This window comes from Microcoleus sp. B7-D4, from assembly GCF_036705125.1.
Classification (GTDB): Bacteria; Cyanobacteriota; Cyanobacteriia; order Cyanobacteriales; family Microcoleaceae; genus Microcoleus.
The window spans coordinates 64,804-82,398 of sequence record NZ_JAUBTT010000023.1 but is presented as its reverse complement, the minus strand read 5'-3'; the positions used below and the strand labels follow the sequence as shown (position 1 = coordinate 82,398).

The 17,595-nt window shown below is 45.4% G+C and carries 13 protein-coding genes; 7 read left to right on the top strand and 6 right to left on the bottom strand.

Features of this window, described 5'->3' with window-relative positions:
- Window positions 1-118: 118 nt before the first annotated feature.
- Window positions 119-349 carry a photosystem II protein, Psb35-related gene (locus QUB12_RS11920; protein WP_333306869.1) on the bottom strand — a complete coding sequence of 77 codons (231 nt, stop codon included), beginning with the start codon at window positions 347-349 and terminating at the stop codon, window positions 119-121.
- Between the two features lie 743 nt (window positions 350-1,092).
- Between QUB12_RS11920 and treS the strand changes: the two genes are divergently transcribed.
- Entirely contained in the window at window positions 1,093-4,464 is a 3,372-nt protein-coding gene (gene treS, locus QUB12_RS11915) for a maltose alpha-D-glucosyltransferase (protein ID WP_333300529.1), read from the top strand.
- A 200-nt stretch (window positions 4,465-4,664) separates the two neighbouring features.
- Here treS and QUB12_RS11910 read toward each other — a convergent pair whose 3' ends face one another.
- Window positions 4,665-4,985, bottom strand: coding sequence for a 2Fe-2S iron-sulfur cluster-binding protein (locus QUB12_RS11910; protein WP_333046751.1), 321 nt, complete (start codon window positions 4,983-4,985; stop codon window positions 4,665-4,667).
- Between the two features lie 112 nt (window positions 4,986-5,097).
- A complete protein-coding gene (locus QUB12_RS11905; protein WP_006634336.1) occupies window positions 5,098-5,745 on the bottom strand; it encodes an RNA polymerase sigma factor in 648 nt (215 codons plus the stop codon).
- A 344-nt stretch (window positions 5,746-6,089) separates the two neighbouring features.
- Here QUB12_RS11905 and QUB12_RS11900 point away from each other — a divergent pair, with 344 nt between their 5' ends.
- On the top strand, window positions 6,090-7,427 hold the full coding sequence (locus QUB12_RS11900; protein ID WP_333141982.1) for a hypothetical protein: 1,338 nt from the start codon (window positions 6,090-6,092) through the stop codon (window positions 7,425-7,427).
- Between the two features lie 9 nt (window positions 7,428-7,436).
- Window positions 7,437-8,378 carry an XcyI family restriction endonuclease gene (locus QUB12_RS11895; protein ID WP_333103799.1) on the top strand — a complete coding sequence of 314 codons (942 nt, stop codon included), beginning with the start codon at window positions 7,437-7,439 and terminating at the stop codon, window positions 8,376-8,378.
- A 157-nt stretch (window positions 8,379-8,535) separates the two neighbouring features.
- Here the strand turns inward: QUB12_RS11895 and QUB12_RS11890 are convergent, their stop codons facing one another.
- Window positions 8,536-12,507: a hydantoinase B/oxoprolinase family protein gene (locus QUB12_RS11890; protein ID WP_333306866.1), complete on the bottom strand. Its 3,972-nt coding sequence runs from the start codon at window positions 12,505-12,507 to the stop codon at window positions 8,536-8,538.
- A 186-nt stretch (window positions 12,508-12,693) separates the two neighbouring features.
- Window positions 12,694-13,563, bottom strand: a complete 870-nt coding sequence (locus QUB12_RS11885; RefSeq protein ID WP_333306864.1) for a M28 family peptidase — start codon at window positions 13,561-13,563, stop codon at window positions 12,694-12,696.
- A gap of 47 nt (window positions 13,564-13,610) precedes the next feature.
- Between QUB12_RS11885 and QUB12_RS11880 the strand changes: the two genes are divergently transcribed.
- The 4 genes from QUB12_RS11880 to QUB12_RS11865 are packed head-to-tail and all read left to right on the top strand — an operon-like array spanning window position 13,611 to window position 16,196.
- Window positions 13,611-14,750, top strand: a complete 1,140-nt coding sequence (locus tag QUB12_RS11880; protein ID WP_333141979.1) for an AAA family ATPase — start codon at window positions 13,611-13,613, stop codon at window positions 14,748-14,750.
- A 1-nt stretch (window position 14,751) separates the two neighbouring features.
- Window positions 14,752-15,429 (top strand): phage tail protein, encoded by a 678-nt coding sequence (locus QUB12_RS11875; RefSeq protein ID WP_333141978.1) that lies wholly within the window; start codon window positions 14,752-14,754, stop codon window positions 15,427-15,429.
- Window positions 15,430-15,480: 51 nt separating this feature from the next.
- Entirely contained in the window at window positions 15,481-15,780 is a 300-nt protein-coding gene (locus QUB12_RS11870; protein ID WP_333033220.1) for a hypothetical protein, read from the top strand.
- Entirely contained in the window at window positions 15,777-16,196 is a 420-nt protein-coding gene (locus QUB12_RS11865) for a PIN domain-containing protein (protein WP_333306862.1), read from the top strand. Before QUB12_RS11870 ends, QUB12_RS11865 begins: the two co-directional genes overlap by 4 nt.
- A gap of 13 nt (window positions 16,197-16,209) precedes the next feature.
- On the opposite strand, the gene QUB12_RS11860 is transcribed toward QUB12_RS11865, so the two are convergent.
- Window positions 16,210-17,283, bottom strand: a complete 1,074-nt coding sequence (locus tag QUB12_RS11860) for a DMT family transporter (RefSeq protein ID WP_333306860.1) — start codon at window positions 17,281-17,283, stop codon at window positions 16,210-16,212.
- Window positions 17,284-17,595: the final 312 nt, after the last annotated feature.

Genomic DNA, 17,595 nt, shown 5'->3' with positions numbered 1-17,595 from the left:
AAGATGCCTGTTCCACAAACCATCCATTTTCTTGTGGAACAGGCATCCTGCCTGTTATTGAAAATTAGGAACAGGCATCATGCCTGTTATTGAAAATGGTGAAACCTGTTACTTGATATCAAGAATTCGAGATGGTGCGGCTCGCATAGGCATCCATGCTGTAGGCGGGAACGCGAACGCGGTAATCAACTTCTGTTCCCGTCACTGATTTTGCCAGTTGTTCAAAAGACTCATCGTTCCAATTCCGCTCGTGGATAGGCTTTGACTGTTCGCCCAGGAAATATGCTTGAGTGCCAATTACTGAGGCTGCTACCCAACCGACGATTAAAAGAGCGATTACAATAGTCATTTTTACTTTTCCTTTAACTTTTGTTGCTTTATGTAAATAAATGTAACAAAAATTAGTAATAAACGTCAAGGTACTGTAATGTCGTGGCAACCGTCCGGCAGGTAGTAAATACCGCACCTAATCCTGAGTCTGTAGGGTGTGCTTAGTGTCAACAAGGGCTCGATCCCCCCTAGCTCCCCTTCATAAGAGCAGGGCGGTTTCATTCTCGGTAGGGGCAATCCCCCTGTGGTTGCCCCCATGTCCCAAACGCCTGTGAAATCGTCTGTGGGTGGGGGCGGGCACGGGGGCATCGCCCCTACAAAAGCCTGATTTTGGTGAGAATGAAACCGCCCCCCTTAATAAGAGGGGGGGACAAGAGTGTTCTCAAAGTCAACCCCTACTCCCCTTATCAAGGGGGATTTAGGGGGATCTAGACTGGGCTACCAGCGAGAGATACAGAGGGGTTTCAGGCTTAAGTTGACACGCCTTGGTAGGGTGGGCACCGCGCATCGGTAGCTAGCACAGTACCCGGATTGTGAACTGTATCCGAAATAGCAAAACAGATTGTTGAGAGTTTATAGTTAAGAAATTATAAGTTTTGCGTTAATAAATTACGATTAAAAGTCTGCCGCTGGCATGAGGAATAGCGGCCAAATTATGAGTTATGATTTATCAGTTTGGATTGGAACTAACAAATCCCAATTACCAAATTTTAAGTACAAATTACTAATTACCAATCATCGCTACAAATCATGCCAAACTCAATGTTAAATAACGACCCGTTGTGGTTCAAAGACGCGATTATTTACGAAGTACCAGTTCGCGCTTTTGCAGACAGCAATGCAGACGGGATCGGCGACTTTAGAGGACTGACAGAAAAACTGGATTACCTGCAAAACTTGGGAGTAACAGCAATTTGGGTACTGCCATTTTTTCCGTCGCCGCTCCGAGACGACGGCTACGATACATCTCACTATACTACCGTCAACCCGATTTACGGCACATTAGAGGACTTTAAAGACCTTTTAGAAGCAGCGCACCAGCGGGGAATTCGCGTCATTATTGAGTTAATTGTCAACCACACTTCCGACCAGCACGCTTGGTTTCAGCGAGCACGCCGCGCCCCAAAAGGCAGTAACGAAAGAGATTTTTATGTGTGGAGCGACACGCCGGAAAAATATCAAGATGCTCGGATTATTTTCCAAGATTTTGAAACATCTAATTGGGCTTGGGATGCGGTAGCAAAAGCTTATTACTGGCACCGTTTTTATTCCCACCAACCCGATTTGAATTACGACAATCCGGCCGTCCGCCAAGCCATCTTAGATGTGGTAGATTTCTGGTTGGCACTGGGAGTAGACGGACTGCGAATGGATGCGGTGCCTTACCTGTACGAGCGCGAAGGTACTAACTGCGAAAACCTGCCAGAAACTCACGTATTCCTGAAGCAATTGCGGAAGCACGTAGATGAGAATTTCCCGAACCGGATGCTGCTGGCTGAGGCGAATCAGTGGCCGGAGGATGCAGTTCAATATTACGCTGCCGGCGATGAATGTCACATGAACTTTCATTTTCCGCTGATGCCGCGTTTATTTATGGCTTTGTATATGGAAGATAGCTTCCCAATTAGCGATATTCTCCAGCAAACTCCGCAGATTCCCAATAACTGTCAGTGGGCATTGTTTTTGCGGAATCACGATGAATTGACGCTGGAAATGGTGAGTGATGAAGACCGAGATTATATGTATCGGGTTTACGCTCAAGACACTCAGGCTAGAATTAATTTGGGCATCCGCCGCCGCTTGGCTCCTTTGATGGGAAATAACCGCCGCCGCATCGAGTTGATGAATGCTTTGCTGCTGTCTCTTCCGGGTACGCCGGTGCTTTACTACGGCGATGAAATTGGCATGGGAGACAATATCTATTTGGGCGATCGCAACGGGGTGAGAACTCCGATGCAGTGGAGTGGCGATCGCAATGCCGGTTTTAGCCGCGCGAACCCGCAGCGGCTGTACGCACCGCCAATTGTTGACCCTGAATATCACTACGAATCTGTTAACGTGGACGCGCAGCGGGCGAATCCGAGTTCTCTTTGGTGGTGGATGAAACGCCTGATTGCAATTAGGCAGCGCTTCCAAGCATTCGGCCGCGGAACTTGCGAGTTTCTGTACCCGGAAAACCGCAAAGTTTTAGCTTTTGTACGGACTTATCAAGACGAACACATCCTCGTAGTGGCTAATTTGTCACGCTTCGTCCAGACGGCAGAATTAGACCTTGGGCCCTTTAAAGGTGCTGTTCCGGTGGAGATTTTCGGTCGCACTGAGTTTCCTGCCGTTGGGGAGCAGCCTTACTTTTTGAGCTTGAGCCCTCACACTTTTTACTGGTTTACTCTTACTGCTAAACACGAAGATTTTTCGTTGCACGGTCATCCTACAGACTTGCCGAGTTTGGCGGTGATAGGCAATTGGAAAACAGCTTTTGCTACAAGTCAGTTAAGCGATATGCTGCTTAATCTTTTGCCGGGATACCTGCGGCGCAATCGCTGGTTTAGCGGTACAGACAGGACAATTCAATCATTAGAAATAAGTGATGTTGTACCGGTTGAATGTAAAGATAGTGCGGGGGAGCAATCTCAAGTTTACATTCTGTTCTTGCAGTTGAATTATACTGAAGGTATGCCGGAAACTTACGTTTTGCCTTTAGGGTGGGAAGAGATTAAAGGCGATGTGGACGATCGGGCGATCGCGCGCCTGCAATTCCCAGAAACCAACAAGGAAGTCGGGGTACTATTTGATGCTGCTGGGGACAAAGGTTTTCTGAGCGCGCTGCTGGGGACGATCGCCAATTCTCGCAGTTACAGAGGTGTTGCAGGTCAACTGCTAGGAATTGCCGACAGTGCATTCAAATCAGAAGAAGAGTTAGCGCAGCTCGAACCTCACCTGTTCAAAAAAGAACAAAGCAATACATCCGCAGGTTACGGCGACCGCTTCGTCCTGAAAATATTGCGAAAAATCGAGGAAGGAATTAACCCCGAATTAGAAATCGGACGCTTTTTAACAGAGGGCAACTCGATCCAACACTACGCTCCAATTGCCGGAGCATTGGAATATCACACACCAGCAAAACAAGTCCTTACAGTCGGAATCCTACAAAAATTAATCCCCGACAGCGTAGATGCTTGGTCTTATACATTAGACACACTGCGCGACTATTTCGAGCAAGTAATGACAGTAGAAGCAAAGCATTCCGGCGAGAATTTATCTACTGCCCCCGAAAATTATTTGCCGAACGCTTTGACCGGACAAACCCAGCGGCAGCAAAACTCGCTAGTAGCCGATTTATCCCTAGAAATTCCGGCATTAGCTCGCGAACTCATCGGCTCTTACTTAGCATCAGCGGAACTTTTAGGTAAGCGGACAGCCGAACTTCACCTCGCTTTAGCTGCTGACACAGAAAATCCCGCTTTTGCCCCAGAAAGCTTCACCTCCTTTTACCAGCGTTCCATCTATCAATACATGAGAAATGTGGCCGGAAGAACTTTGCTGGATCTGAAAAAACGGATGTCCAAACTGCCGCCAGAAATACAAAAATCGGCGCAAAAGCTGCTCAACCGCGAAGATTTGCTCATGGAACGTTTCAAGTCTATTTTGAACTTGAGAATCACGGCCGATAGAATTCGCTGTCACGGGGACTTTCATTTCGGGCAAGTTCTTTATACAGGCAAAGACTTCGTAATTATTGATTTCGGAGGAGAACGCGATCGGCCCTTAAGCGAGCGGCGGATGAAGAGGTCGCCTCTGCGAGATGTTGCAGGAATGCTGCAATCTATAAGTTACGCTGTTACTTTGGCACTCCGCAATGAAGTAGAAAGTGGGATGATTCGCCCGGAAAATCTCCCGGAGATGCAGCAGTGGGCGAACGTTTGGCACCGCTGGGTCAGCCTCACTTTTGTTAAGAGCTATTTGGCAACAGCAGCCGATGCAGATTTCTTGCCCAAATCTATACCGGAACTACAAGTTTTGCTAGATGCTTACATTTTGGAAAAAGCGGTTGGCGAGCTAGCCTACGAACTTAATTACCGCTTGGATTGGGCGCACATTCCGCTTCAGCGGATTGTAGAATTGCTGAATTTATAAGGGCGGGTTTATCTATACTCGTTAGGGTGCGTGACTTTCTAGTTACTCAATTAACAGCGAGATGCTGGAGAGTCACGCACCTTACATGAACCAAATCTGCTTTGATAAACCTTTTATGGGGGAAGAGAATTCGCTCCTCTACAAACTTCCGTCCCTCTCTAAGAGACTAAAAAAAAAGATGGTTGAACACCGATTTCGTATTACTTAAAATAAAGAGCTGCTTGATACAAAACTTGTTCTTGATGGGTTAACAAAGTGCAGTCAGAAAGCGGGTAAGCCACACAAGTAACAGCGTAGCCAGCTTGCAATTCTGACGGCTTCAAAAACTTTTGTTCGCTTTGGTCAATTTCACCGCTCAGCAGTTTGACGACGCAAGCAGAACACTCTCCTTGCTTGCATCCATTCGGCAAGCGGATGCCGGCATCTTCTGCCATATCTAAGATATACTGGTCGTCTGGTACTGCGATCGTGCGATCAAGCGCGAGAGCCTCATTCACCAACCGAACTTGATAAACTGCCATTTTTTCCTTCTTCCTCGCAAAAGGGCGGGTTTACGATGCTGTTAGTCCTACCAAATATTTCGGGTAAAACCCGCCCCTACAACTAGAAAGGGCGGATTTATATCGTGTATATCTAGACAAGTGCTTCTTGATAATCGAGATTTTCATCTAGATAAATAGCCCGAATATCCTCCGGCAAGTTTGATTCTAAACTTTGATATCCTTTTTGCAGCAAAGCCTTTACCTGAGCCGGCGAAATAGCTTCGCCTTCTGCTTGCAAATAAGCTGCAATTCGAGTTTCGCTCCAGCGGAAAGTCTGAGCCATCAACACCACTAAACGCGGCAGCGGCGCTAACAATTCTAAGGCTTGTTTGACGTAACACCATAGGGGAGGCGGAGCCGATTGCAAAGAGTAGTGAATCGACTCAACAGGGGGCAATTCAGCTTGATTTATGCAGACTGCGGTGACATTAATCAGCCAGTTTTGGAGACTGAGATTCCCGCCATCAGACTCTTGGATTTCGCGGCGCAAATCGAGGCCTCGGAGTTCGTGATAGATGTGCAGCCAAGTGTGGGCAAACAGGTAATCGCCTTGTACGGGCGATCGCACGGAATGGCGAATCAGGGAGTGTACAATTTGAGCATAGCGGCAAAAAATTGCCGTGAAGAACCTACCTTGATCGGGATGGTTTTGAAACAGAGTCAATAATTCCTGATCACTGTGGTGAAACAGGGATTTGACCACAGGATGGTTGAGTTCTGAAAAATTAGGTGTTTGCACAATTGTTCTGGAAAGGTTTTGGGAATAAATGCTGGTGCAGCCCGATTCTACACGATTTGTCGCTCGATGTTCCAGAGTTGAGGGTGATTTTGTCGGGGCGATGTGCGATGGATCTCATTAGTTTTCACCTCTACAGGACTAACTCCGATGTCATCCAGGGCTAAGCGCGAAGGAGCTCCGAGATTCTTTGCGCTTAGCTTGTGAATGACAATTTACCGTTCGCAATGCGTAAGTCCTACTCTAGATGACCCAGTTGGGTGAATTTCTAAAAAGCTAGCGACTTCGCAGTAAACTTGACAGAAGACACAGCAAAGGCGAGGTCCGCCATCAGGAGACAAAACGCAGTGAAACAGTTAAGTTTATTCCCAGAAGCAGAGATCATGGCGAGTCCTGCGGAAACTGCCAATTGTGCTGAACGCGATCGCATCGAAGCAAAATTTGCGCCGTACATGAGTGAAGAACTGCGACTGGGACAACTCGTATCCTACGCAGGCAACAAAAGCTTGCCAGTTCTCCGCCTCTTCCGCTACAAAGAAGCATTTTCCTTTGCTTTAGTCAAGCAATTTATTCACCGTTTTGGATTAACAGAAAAGGATTATTTATTTGAGCCTTTCTGCGGCATGGGGACAACTTTATTTACAGCTATGCAGCACAATGTCCCCGCATTAGGAATAGATAGACTGCCAATAGCTACCTTTATTGCTGGGACGCTACCCCTTTTCTGTTCAGTAGAACCCCAAACTCTGCGAAAAACTTTTGCCGAACTCAAAGCTAAGGCAGACAAAGCAGAACCCGCTGAGGTGGCAATGGATGTCAAGATTATGCAAGTCGCTTTTCCAGAAGCAACGCTGCTCAAATTGCGCCAGTGGAAAAGCGCTATTGAAAGTTTATCTTCACCCTTGCGAGAAATTTTTCAACTGCTGTTTTTGGCTATTTTAGAGCCTTGCAGCTACACGGCAAAAGACGGTCAATTTTTACGCATGAAACAGGATAAGTTAATTCCAGATCCTGGGGAAATGCTGCAACAGAAAGTATATGAAGCTGAAGAAGATATTCTATCCTTAAGGTGTTTGTGGGGGCAAAAGAAATCCGCGCCACTTCCCGCAGTTCAGTTAGGTGATACTCGGAATTTGAGCAATGTGAATTTTGAGACACAACCCACAGCTTTGATTACATCTCCACCCTATCCTAACCGTTACGACTACACCCGCACCTATTCGCTGGAACTGTGCTTTAACTTTGTCAAGAACTTTGAGGAGTTAAAGGAGTTGAGGTTTGGGATTTTGCGATCGCACATCGAATCAAAAATTGATGCTTTTGACAAACCGCCAAATCCTGTAATCGCCGAAGTTGTAGACATACTCCGACAGCAAGGGAAAGCATTAAATAATCCCCGCATTCCTGATATGTTGACAGCCTATTTTGTGGATATGCAAAAAGCTATTTGCGAATGGGCCAAAATTCTAGCTCCCGGTGCAAAAGTAGCGGTAGTTGTGGATAACGTGCGTTTTGCCAGCGAGATAGTCCCAGTCGATTTAGTGCTTTCAGAAATGGCCCAAGAGCTGGGTTTTCGAGTAGAGCAAGTAATTGTTGCCCGCTACAAAGGTAACAGTTCCCAGCAGATGGGTAAATATGGTCGAATTCCTGTCCGCGAGAGCGTGCTCATTTGGCATAAAGAATAGGTGACTGTAATGGCATCATCGAATAGGCGCGAAGCTTGGTTGCTCGATCAGTTGTCCAAGAGTGAGTTTTTTCACCAAAAACTGCACGAATGGGGAATGTTGGAGACAGCCTCTCAAATTGAACAGGTAAAAGGGGAAACACTGCCGTGGGAATGCGATAATCTGGGCATTTCTCAAAAAGCTTGGAATAAGGTAATTCACCGCGGCATCAAGCCCGTGATTGTCTTTGCTCACCCCCAGGTTTTGATTAGTGTATCTTGTGCTGTAGGCTACTACAGAATGTTAGCAATGGTTTCCCAAAAATCAATGAAGCAAGTTGGACTGTCAAGCATTCGCTATGAGCAAGGCAAAGGTTTCCCTGATGAGTTGGTGGCTGGGAATATAGCTCAGCACTTAAATAAAATCATTAGCCATTTAGTTGAAACTGATGAACAGATAGACGCTCGCGAATTTGATTTATGGCGTGGAATGGCTGCTGGTTCGCAAGCTCAGGGTTCCTGGCAGAATGCGAAGGGGAGCAAAGTCGAAATTCTCATAAAAGCTATGGTGCAGTTGAGATTGCGTGAGGAAGACTGGATTTCTAATGAAACAGGTAACTCTGACGAAAAAGTTATGCAACTGAAAGATGGGCGGAGAATCGTATTTGCCAGCGAACCTGACATTGGAGTTTACAGAAATGAACAGATTCTAGTCGCAGTTGAAATTAAAGGAGGCATAGATACTGCTGGCGTTTTGGAGCGGTTTGGAGCAACGCTCAAAAGCTTGAGTCGAGCTAAAGAAGTTAATTCGGAATCAACAACGATTCTTATCTTACCGGGTGTTTCTGTTACTACACGAGCCATATCTGCTCTCAATGCGGCCCAGAATGTTGTCAATTATTGGTTCATTTTGGAAGAATTAGTAGAGCAAGATCGCAAAAAAGAAGAACTGTTCAGGTTACTCGGTTTGTGAAACCGTCCACTATGTTAGGACAGTCAATACGCTCTGGCAAGCTTTTGACTGTAAATTCGCATTGCCGAGTGGTTGTTAGGATGCGATCGCGCCCGGTATTACTGCTGTTGAATTGCCATGCAAAAATGTGCGATCGCATCAATAGTTTAGTTCTCAATTACTGTTTAAACAAAACGCCATATCCTCCGCCCCCAGGAGTCTCAATGACAAACACATCCCCCGACTGCATTTCCACAATCGCCGTACTCCCCAAATCCTCAACCTTTCCATCAACCATTTCGACATAATTCCGTCCAACTTTCCCCGCTTCACCCCCATTCAAACCGCAAGGAGAAATCACCCGTCGCCCCGATAAAATTCCCGCCGTCATCGCCTCCCGAAACCGCACTCGCCGCACAACTCCATTACCGCCACGATGAGATCCATTCCCCCCACTATTAGCCCGAATTGCAAAACTTTCTAACAACACCGGGAACCGCCATTCTAATACTTCTGGGTCAGTTAAACGCGAATTAGTCATGTGAGTTTGAACCGCATCCGTACCACCAAAACTTGCACCAGCGCCCGAACCGCCGCAAATAGTTTCATAATATTGATAGCGCTGATTTCCAAAGGTAAAATTATTCATAGTTCCCTGAGAAGCCGCCATCACTCCCAACGCACAATACAAAGCATCGGTAATATTCTGCGATGTTTCCACATTTCCGGCAACTACCGCCGCTGGATAGCGAGGATTCAGCATACAGCCTTCGGGATTGATGATTTCGAGAGGTTTCAAACAGCCCGCATTTAAAGGAATATCGTCATCTACTAATGTGCGGAAAACATACAAAACAGCGGCTTTGCACACCGCAGCGGGAGCATTAAAATTGTTGGATTGTTGAGCAGAAGTGCCCGTAAAATCTATTTTTGCACTGCGCGCAGATTTGTTAATTGTAATCGCTACCTTAATTTGTCCGCCACTATCCATCGGATAAGTAAAGTCGCCATCTTGCAAAACATCAATTACCCTGCGTACCGACTCTTCCGCATTGTCTTGTACGAAGCCCATATAAGCTTGCACAGTCTCTAATCCATAATGCTCTACCCTCTTGAGAAGTTCTTCTGCGCCGCGCTTGTTAGCAGCAATTTGTGCTTGCAAATCTGCTATATTTTGAGCGGAATTGCGAACAGGAAAATTACCCGCTGTCAGAATTTCTAGTAATTCTTTTTCTCGAAAATTGCCCTCGCTTACTAACAGGAAATTGTCAAGCAATACACCTTCTTCAGTTACTGTTGTACTGTTAGGAGGCATGGAACCGGGAGTGATGCCGCCGATGTCGGCGTGGTGTCCCCGCGAGGCAACATAAAACAAAGGAAGGGAGGAATCATGAGCAAATACTGGAGTAATAACGGTGATATCTGGTAAATGCGTGCCGCCGTTGTAGGGATTGTTAGAAACATAAACATCGCCCGGTTGAATCGCATTGCCTTGTGCTAAAATTAAAGCTTCAACGCTTTCGCTCATCGAGCCTAGATGTACGGGAATGTGCGGCGCGTTGGCAACTAATTGCCCGTTTTTGTCGAAAATTGCACAGGAAAAGTCGAGACGTTCTTTGATGTTGACTGAGGAACTTGTGTTTTGCAATGTGACGCCCATTTGTTCGGCGATCGCCCGAAACAAATTATTAAAAATTTCCAGCAAAACCGGATCTGATTTAGCCGCAGATAAACCCGAAGGAACGCGGATATTATCTGCGTCCATCTGCGTGCATCTGCGGTTCAAAATTAAATCGTTATTTTCGGTGATTTCCCCTTCCCAGCCCGGTTCTATGATATTAGTTCCCGTTGCTTCAACAATCATAGCAGGGCCCTCTATGCAGTCGCCCGATCGCAAATCGTCTCTCTGATAAACAGGCGTTGCCCGCCACCCGCCAGCAACATACATTTGCACCGTTGAAATTGGTTGCACAGGCAAGATGCCCGTGCCACAAGAGGGGGAAATTGTGGAGGCTTCCGGCACATCCATTGTCGGCAAAAGTGGTTGCACAGGCAAGATGCCTGTGCCACAAGAGGGGGAAATTTGGGATGCTTCCGGCACATCCATTGTCGGCAAAAGTGGTTGCACAGGCAAGATGCCTGTGCCACAAGAAGGGGAAATTGTGGATGCTTCCGGCACATCCATTGTCTGCAAAAGTGGTTGCACAGGCAAGATGCCTGTGCCACAAGAGGGGGAAATTGTGGATGCTTCCGGCACATCCATTCTTTCTACAACTTCCACCGAAACCGCTTCCACAATCAGCGGTTTTTCTGGCATAATAAAACTGTAACGCTGTCGGTGGGCTGCTTCAAATTCAGCTTGCATCGCCTCAATATTGTCAGCAAAATTGACCGCCAAAACCGAGTCACTTCCCTGATATTTTAAGTGCAACTTGCTAACAACTAAAACCTCTGACTCATTCTCTGTGTTCTCTGCGCCTCTGCGGTTCAATTCCCTCTTTCCCTCAGCCTCCAATTCGGTTAAAATATAATGTAAATCAGGTAATAATTCTGCATTTAATTGTTGCTCGATCGCCCTTTCGCGAATAGCCCGCACATCAGCCAAACCCATACCGTAAGCGGACAACACACCCGCATAAGGGTGAATAAATACCCGTTTCATCCCCAAAGCATCGGCGATCGCACAAGCGTGTTGACCGCCCGCACCGCCGAAACAGCACAATGTATACTCAGAAACATCGTAACCGCGCTGAAGCGAGATTTTTTTGACAGCATTTGCCATCTTTTCCACAGCGATCGCCAAAAAACCCTCCGCCACCTCTTGGGCCGTCCTCTCGCCCCCAATTTCCCCCGCTAATTGCACAAATTTTTGCCGTACTACGTCAGGGGCGATCGGCAAATCTCCATTCAATCCAAATACTTTCGGGAAAAAATCCGGTTGAATTTTCCCCAACATCACATTGCAATCAGTCACCGTCAAGGGGCCGCCTTTGCGATAGCAAGCAGGCCCAGGACTGGCCCCTGCAGACTCCGGCCCGACGCGGTAGCGAGTCCCGTCAAAAAAGACAATTGAACCGCCGCCGGCTGCTACAGTGTGAATTGCCATCACGGGCGATCGCAATCTCACCCCAGCAATTTCCGTCTCAAATTCGCGTTCGTATTCGCCGTTAAAATGGGCAACATCTGTCGAAGTTCCGCCCATATCAAAGGTAATAATTTTATCAAAACCTGCCTTTTTGCTGGTTTGAACTGCACCGACAATTCCCCCAGCAGGCCCGGATAAAATACTGTTTTTTCCTTGAAATTGTGCCGCGTCCACTAAGCCGCCATTCGACTGCATGAACATTAATTTGGGGGGCGGGCACGGGGAGGAGGATGAGGGCGGGCACGGGGAGGGCGGGCACGGGGAGGAAGAGGGCGGGCACGGGGGCACCGCCCCTACAGATAATTGACTGGTTACTTGTTCGACGTATCGACGTAAAATCGGAGATAAATAAGCATCGACAACCGCAGTATCTCCCCGCGAAACTAATTTCATCAGCGGGCTAACTTCGTGAGATACTGAAATTTGAGTAAAGCCAATTTCTCGGGCTATTTTAGCAACTTGTTTTTCGTGTTCCGAGTAGCGGTAGCCGTGCATGAATACGATCGCACAACTGCGAATTCCCTCATCGTATGCTTGCTGCAAACACGGGATAAACTCGGGATTGACAGCAGTTAACTCCTCACCTTGAGCGCTGTAGCGTTCTGCAACTTCAATAACTCGATCGTACAGCATCTGGGGCAAAACAATGTGACGCGCGAAAATATTCGGGCGGTTTTGATAGCCAATTCTCAGCGCATCGCGGAAACCTTTGGTGATTAACAGAATTGTACGATCGCCCTTTCGTTCCAGTAAAGCATTTGTCGCCACCGTCGTCCCCATTTTAATCGCTTCAATTTGTGCAGCGGGTATGGGGACATCTGCGGCAATTCCCAAAATGTCGCGAATTCCTTGCACTGCTGCGTCTGTGTAGCGTTCCGGGTTTTCCGACAGCAGCTTGTGAATAACTAACTTACCGTCGGGACTCTGGGCGACAATATCGGTAAAAGTGCCACCGCGATCTATCCAAAATTGCCAGCGAGTGCGATCGGAAAAATCAGCATTCATATCTTTTTCCTGAGTTTTGTTGTTTGACTGATTCCGAATTATTCAACAAAATTATCGGAAAGTCAATTCATAAATTTCATAAAATTCAGAACCTCAGACTCATAAAACTCATATCTGTTTCTCTCTCATCTTCTTTCTTATTCCTTCGCGCCCTTCGCGCCTTCGCGGTTCGTTAAAATAAAACTGCTATATATATCGAATAGCCTCAACCAATCCCTGACAAACACCAGCCAGAAAATCCAAATCCAAAGTCTCAATCCTATCGCTTTCTCGATGATAATGCGGATTTCGCATATTAGCAGTATCAGTCACCATAATAGCCGGATAACCATTATCCCAAAAAGGAACATGATCGCTGCGGCGAGTATCGGGGACAATTAAACCTCGATTCGGCACCGGCAGCCACTCGCAGGGCTGACCCGATTTGCGAATTTTGCCACTCAAATTAATCAAATCGGGAACCGTCCGCAAAGTGCCAATTAAAGCAATAAAATTGCCACTATTTGGATAAAAATATTTCAAGCCAGCGGGATAGCTTTGAGAATTAGGATTATGGTTGCAATAACCCAACATTTCCAAAGAAATCATTAACCGGATTGACTTTTGCTGTTGCTTGTATTTAGCTGCATGATGACTGCTTCCCAAATAACCGTATTCTTCCATATCAAAGGCGACTAATTGCACTGGATATTTGAGCGGCCCAGATGCGATATCCCTTGCGAGTTCCAGCAAAACAGCAACACCAGTAGCATTATCATCGGCCCCAGGCGATCCGGGTACAGTATCGTAATGAGCACCAATTACGATCGGCTTTTCTTGCTTCTTTTCTTGCTTCCCCCCCTTAGCAAGGGGGGGACTGAGGGGGGGTAAATCCAAAATCAAATTGTGATGAATTCGGCCGCGAACCGAAAAATCGTCAATTTCTACAGTTCCCCACTGTGCCAACTGTTCGCGGATGTATTGCTGGGCATAAAAATGCCCTTCGGATGCGAGGTATGGGTTGCGATCGCGTACAATTTGAATCAGATGGCTGTGCAAGCGTTCTTTGAGATTCATGCGATCGGAGATACAATGAGTACACTAAGATTATATGGGATTGAATTATGATTGGAGAAGTCAGAATCGAAAATTATAAGTCCATTCAAAAGCTGAAGCTAGAATTAGGACGAGTCACCGTATTGATTGGTGAAAATGGCTGTGGCAAAAGCAATATCCTAGAGGCGATCGCCCTTGCTTCTGCTGCGGCAGATGATAAGCTGGATAACGAGTTTTTAGCTTCTCGGGGCATCAGAGTGACAGAACCTCAATTTATGCGATCGGCTTTTGAAAAGGAAAATTTAGATAAAGATATCAGCATTGAAATTAGAGGAAATAATGACACAATAAAAATAAGCTTTATTTTAAATAACGATAATACACCCTATGGTCGATGGAGAAATCATTTTTACTATGGGGTTTCAGAATACGAACGGAATTTAGAAAAAGCATATAGGCAGCTTCCTGCTTGGGAATATAATAGTTTTTTAGACAGCCGAAATGAACAATATCAATCTAGCCGCAAAACAAATATCAGAACACTTAAAATACAGCAATTTATCATTTACTCTCCTGAAAATATCGCCTTACGTACTTTTGAAAAAGAAGGGCAAATTCAACCATTAGGGATTAATGGAGAAGGCTTGTTTAAACTATTAAAAGTTTTGAATTCAGATAACCAGGAGCAGCTTAATGAAATCAATAAAAAACTGCAATTGATAGATTGGTTTCAAGATTTTGAAGCTCCTCCCAATTTATCAAGTATTCAAAACTCTCTCCAAATTAAAGATAGATACTTAGATCCAGGTTTAGCTTACTTCGATCAAAGAAGTTCTAATGAAGGCTTTTTATTCTTGCTTTTTTACTTCGCTTTATTTATTAGCGATATCACGCCTAAATTTTTTGCAATAGATAACATTGACGCTTCTCTCAACCCCAGATTATGCCGCCGATTAATCCAAGAATTAGTCGAATTAGCAAAAAAACACGACAAACAAGTAATTTTTACCACTCACAACCCGGCAGTTTTGGACGGTTTGGATTTAGATGATGACGAACAGCGACTGTTTGTGATTTCCCGCAACCAATTAGGTTACACTAAAGCTAGACGCATTCTCAAACCTAAACCTCTAGAGGGACAAGAACCTGTAAAATTATCCGAGGCGTTTTTGAGGGGCTATATCGGAGGGCTTCCTAAAAATTTTTAATATGATTAGTTTTGGATTAATTACTGAGGGATTGACTGACCAGATTGTGATTGAAAATATTTTAGCAGGATATTTCAAGAATCCCGATCTAGATATTAGACCGCTTCAACCAGAAAGAGATAAAGACAATGAGAATAAATCCACATACGGCGGCTGGACTCTAGTTTTTGATTATTGTAAGTCAAGAGATTTTCAAGAAGCATTGCAATTTATTGACTATATCATTATTCAGATAGATACGGATGTTTCAGAAGATTATGGTGTAGCAAAACAAGATGAAAACGGTGAATTTACTCCTCAGCAGTTCATTGAAAAAGTTATTGAAAAGTTTAGAGATGCGATCGGCGATGATTTTTACAGCAGATATCAACAACAAATTATATTTGCCATCTCCGTACATTCTATTGAGTGTTGGTTGCTGCCCCTGTATTATACAGACAAGAAGAAACAAGCTAAAGTTAAGAACTGCCTCGATACTTTTAATCAGGAACTTACGAAAAAACACAAGTTTACGATCGACGCTAATGCTAAAAATCCTGAATATTATCGAATAATTTCAAAACCATATCGCAAGCATAAAATTTTGATGAAGCATTACTCAGAAAATCCCAGTTTAAAAACTTTTATAGAAGAGATTCAAAGCAGAGACATTAAGATTGGTGGTGAAGAGGATTGGTAAGGAAGCAAGTTATTATGTCATATAATAGAAACATAGTTATCGGAGATTACCATGCAAGCATACAAACTTAGAGGTAAAATCGATGCAACTGGCAACTTGGTAGTTGTGGAACCTGTGAATATGCCGCCGGGAGATGTAGAAATCATCGTCTTGCAGCTACCTGATACGGTTAAACAAGCCAGCGCGTCAGAAAATGCGATCGCACCTGAAGCACCTCAAAAAAAGTTTAAAACTAACGTGAAGGCATTTCAAGGTTTATTCGATCGAGATGCTGTACCGGAACCGCTGGATTTTGACGATCCAGACAAACAAGCAAAATGGGAATATTTAAAGGAAAAACATAACTTGTGAAAATCCTGATAGACACCAATATAATAGTAGATGTTGCGCTCGATCGAGAACCTTTCTTTGCTGAGAGCGATCGCATTTTAACTTTTGTTGAACAAGCACAAATTCAAGGCTATATTTCAGCCTCAACTTTTAGCGACCTTTACTATATCATCCGCAGAGACAGAGGCCGCGATTGGACGCTGGATTTTTTGCGGCAGTTAGCCACATTTGGTCAAGTAGCAACAGTAGATAACTCTGTTATTTCAATGGCATTAACTTGCAACTTCAAGGATTTTGAAGATGCGATTCAGTACAGCACTGCTGTAATCAATCGAATTGATGCCATTGTCACCCGCAACCCGCGAGATTTTCCGGTTACTACTCCTAGGATTGTAACTCCAAATCAGTTAATTCAAGAATTAACTGATTCTCCCTAAATTTCTTAAAGCGCTAAACTTCTGATTCCAATTCGCTAACCCGCAACTGCACGGGTAATTCTACAGAATTCAACTCTGACGACTCTAATAATCCTGTTGCTTCAACTTCTGCACTCGCTTCACCGTGCCGCATTTTCTTCAATTTATCACCCAAAGTATCCCGCTGATTAATCAAATAAATACTCACCAAAGTCAGCCCAACTCCCATCGATTGTAGCGGATTGAGCACTTCGCCCAAAAACAAATTGCCGAACAGCAAAGCAAATACAGGCGTAAGAAAGGTAAGAGAACTTAAACTTGTTAGACTGCCACTCGAAGCAAAATAAAAGAATAAACCGTAGGCGATCGCACTTCCGAACACAGTAGAATAAGCTAACGCCATCCAGCCGGAAAAATCGATATTCACAAACTGCTCAGACTCAGTTGCCGCCGAAATTGCCAACAGCGGCAAACCGCCCAAAATCATGTGCCAACCAGTCGCCACCACCGGATCAACATAACGGCAAACCCAGCGCACCAAAACCGTACCCACAGCCATCGACAAAGCAGCCAACAGCATCAACCATTCTCCACCCTGAAACAACTGTTCGATACCCGCAGAAACCTCCCTGTTTTCAGGATGAAAAAGCCCCAAAATCCAGCCATCCGGCAACCCGATCAAACTGATGCCCGCAACGCCAATAACTAATCCCAACCAGCCCCAAAAACCAATTTTTTCTTGAAACAGCCACAAGCACAAAATCGCCACAGCTAGCGGTTGAGAATCAATCATCACCGAACCCAAACCCGCACCGGTTCTCGCCAAACCTTCGGCTAAAAAGCCTTGAAACAAAGTAGCGTCAACCAAAGCAAACAGCGAAATCCACAGCCAAGCTTTCCAACCCTGCGGCTGCGGTTTTCCCATGAATGCCGCCGCCAGCAGCACCAACACACCCGCAGGTACTAAACGCACGAATGCCACAAACAGCGGCGTTGTGTGTGGCATCACCCCCTTCATGGCTACCATCGCGGTTCCCCACAGGAAAAACGGCGCAATGAGCAACAGCGGGGCAAAAGGCAGTTTTGAATCGGTAAGCTTTAGCTGCATGGGGATGGCTCCAGATAATTGATGAGATTGATTCTCGTGGGGATGATGTAGTTTTGTTAAGCAATTTTTACAATTATATATTGGTGTTGAGTTAAATGCGATCGCACAAATCTCGGCCATTATGAACAGGCATCTTGCCTGTTCCACAAAATCAAGGTGGAACAGGCATCTTGCCTGTTGCCAACAATCTGGAACAGGCAAGATGCCTGTTCCACAATCCAGAATTTTCTTGTGCAACAGGCATCTTGCCTGTTGCCAACAATCTGGAACAGGCAAGATGCCTGTTCCACAATCCAGAATTTTCTTGTGCAA

What these genes read in the sequence shown, in the direction of transcription:
- QUB12_RS11920 (WP_333306869.1), bottom strand. Translation starts at nt 349, where the DNA reads ATGACTATTGTAATCGCTCTTTTAATCGTCGGTTGGGTAGCAGCCTCA.
- treS (WP_333300529.1), top strand. Translation starts at nt 1,093, where the DNA reads ATGTTAAATAACGACCCGTTGTGGTTCAAAGACGCGATTATTTACGAA.
- QUB12_RS11910 (WP_333046751.1), bottom strand. Translation starts at nt 4,985, where the DNA reads ATGGCAGTTTATCAAGTTCGGTTGGTGAATGAGGCTCTCGCGCTTGAT.
- QUB12_RS11895 (WP_333103799.1), top strand. Translation starts at nt 7,437, where the DNA reads ATGGCATCATCGAATAGGCGCGAAGCTTGGTTGCTCGATCAGTTGTCC.
- QUB12_RS11890 (WP_333306866.1), bottom strand. Translation starts at nt 12,507, where the DNA reads ATGAATGCTGATTTTTCCGATCGCACTCGCTGGCAATTTTGGATAGAT.
- QUB12_RS11885 (WP_333306864.1), bottom strand. Translation starts at nt 13,563, where the DNA reads ATGAATCTCAAAGAACGCTTGCACAGCCATCTGATTCAAATTGTACGC.
- QUB12_RS11880 (WP_333141979.1), top strand. Translation starts at nt 13,611, where the DNA reads ATGATTGGAGAAGTCAGAATCGAAAATTATAAGTCCATTCAAAAGCTG.
- QUB12_RS11875 (WP_333141978.1), top strand. Translation starts at nt 14,752, where the DNA reads ATGATTAGTTTTGGATTAATTACTGAGGGATTGACTGACCAGATTGTG.
- QUB12_RS11870 (WP_333033220.1), top strand. Translation starts at nt 15,481, where the DNA reads ATGCAAGCATACAAACTTAGAGGTAAAATCGATGCAACTGGCAACTTG.
- QUB12_RS11860 (WP_333306860.1), bottom strand. Translation starts at nt 17,283, where the DNA reads ATGCAGCTAAAGCTTACCGATTCAAAACTGCCTTTTGCCCCGCTGTTG.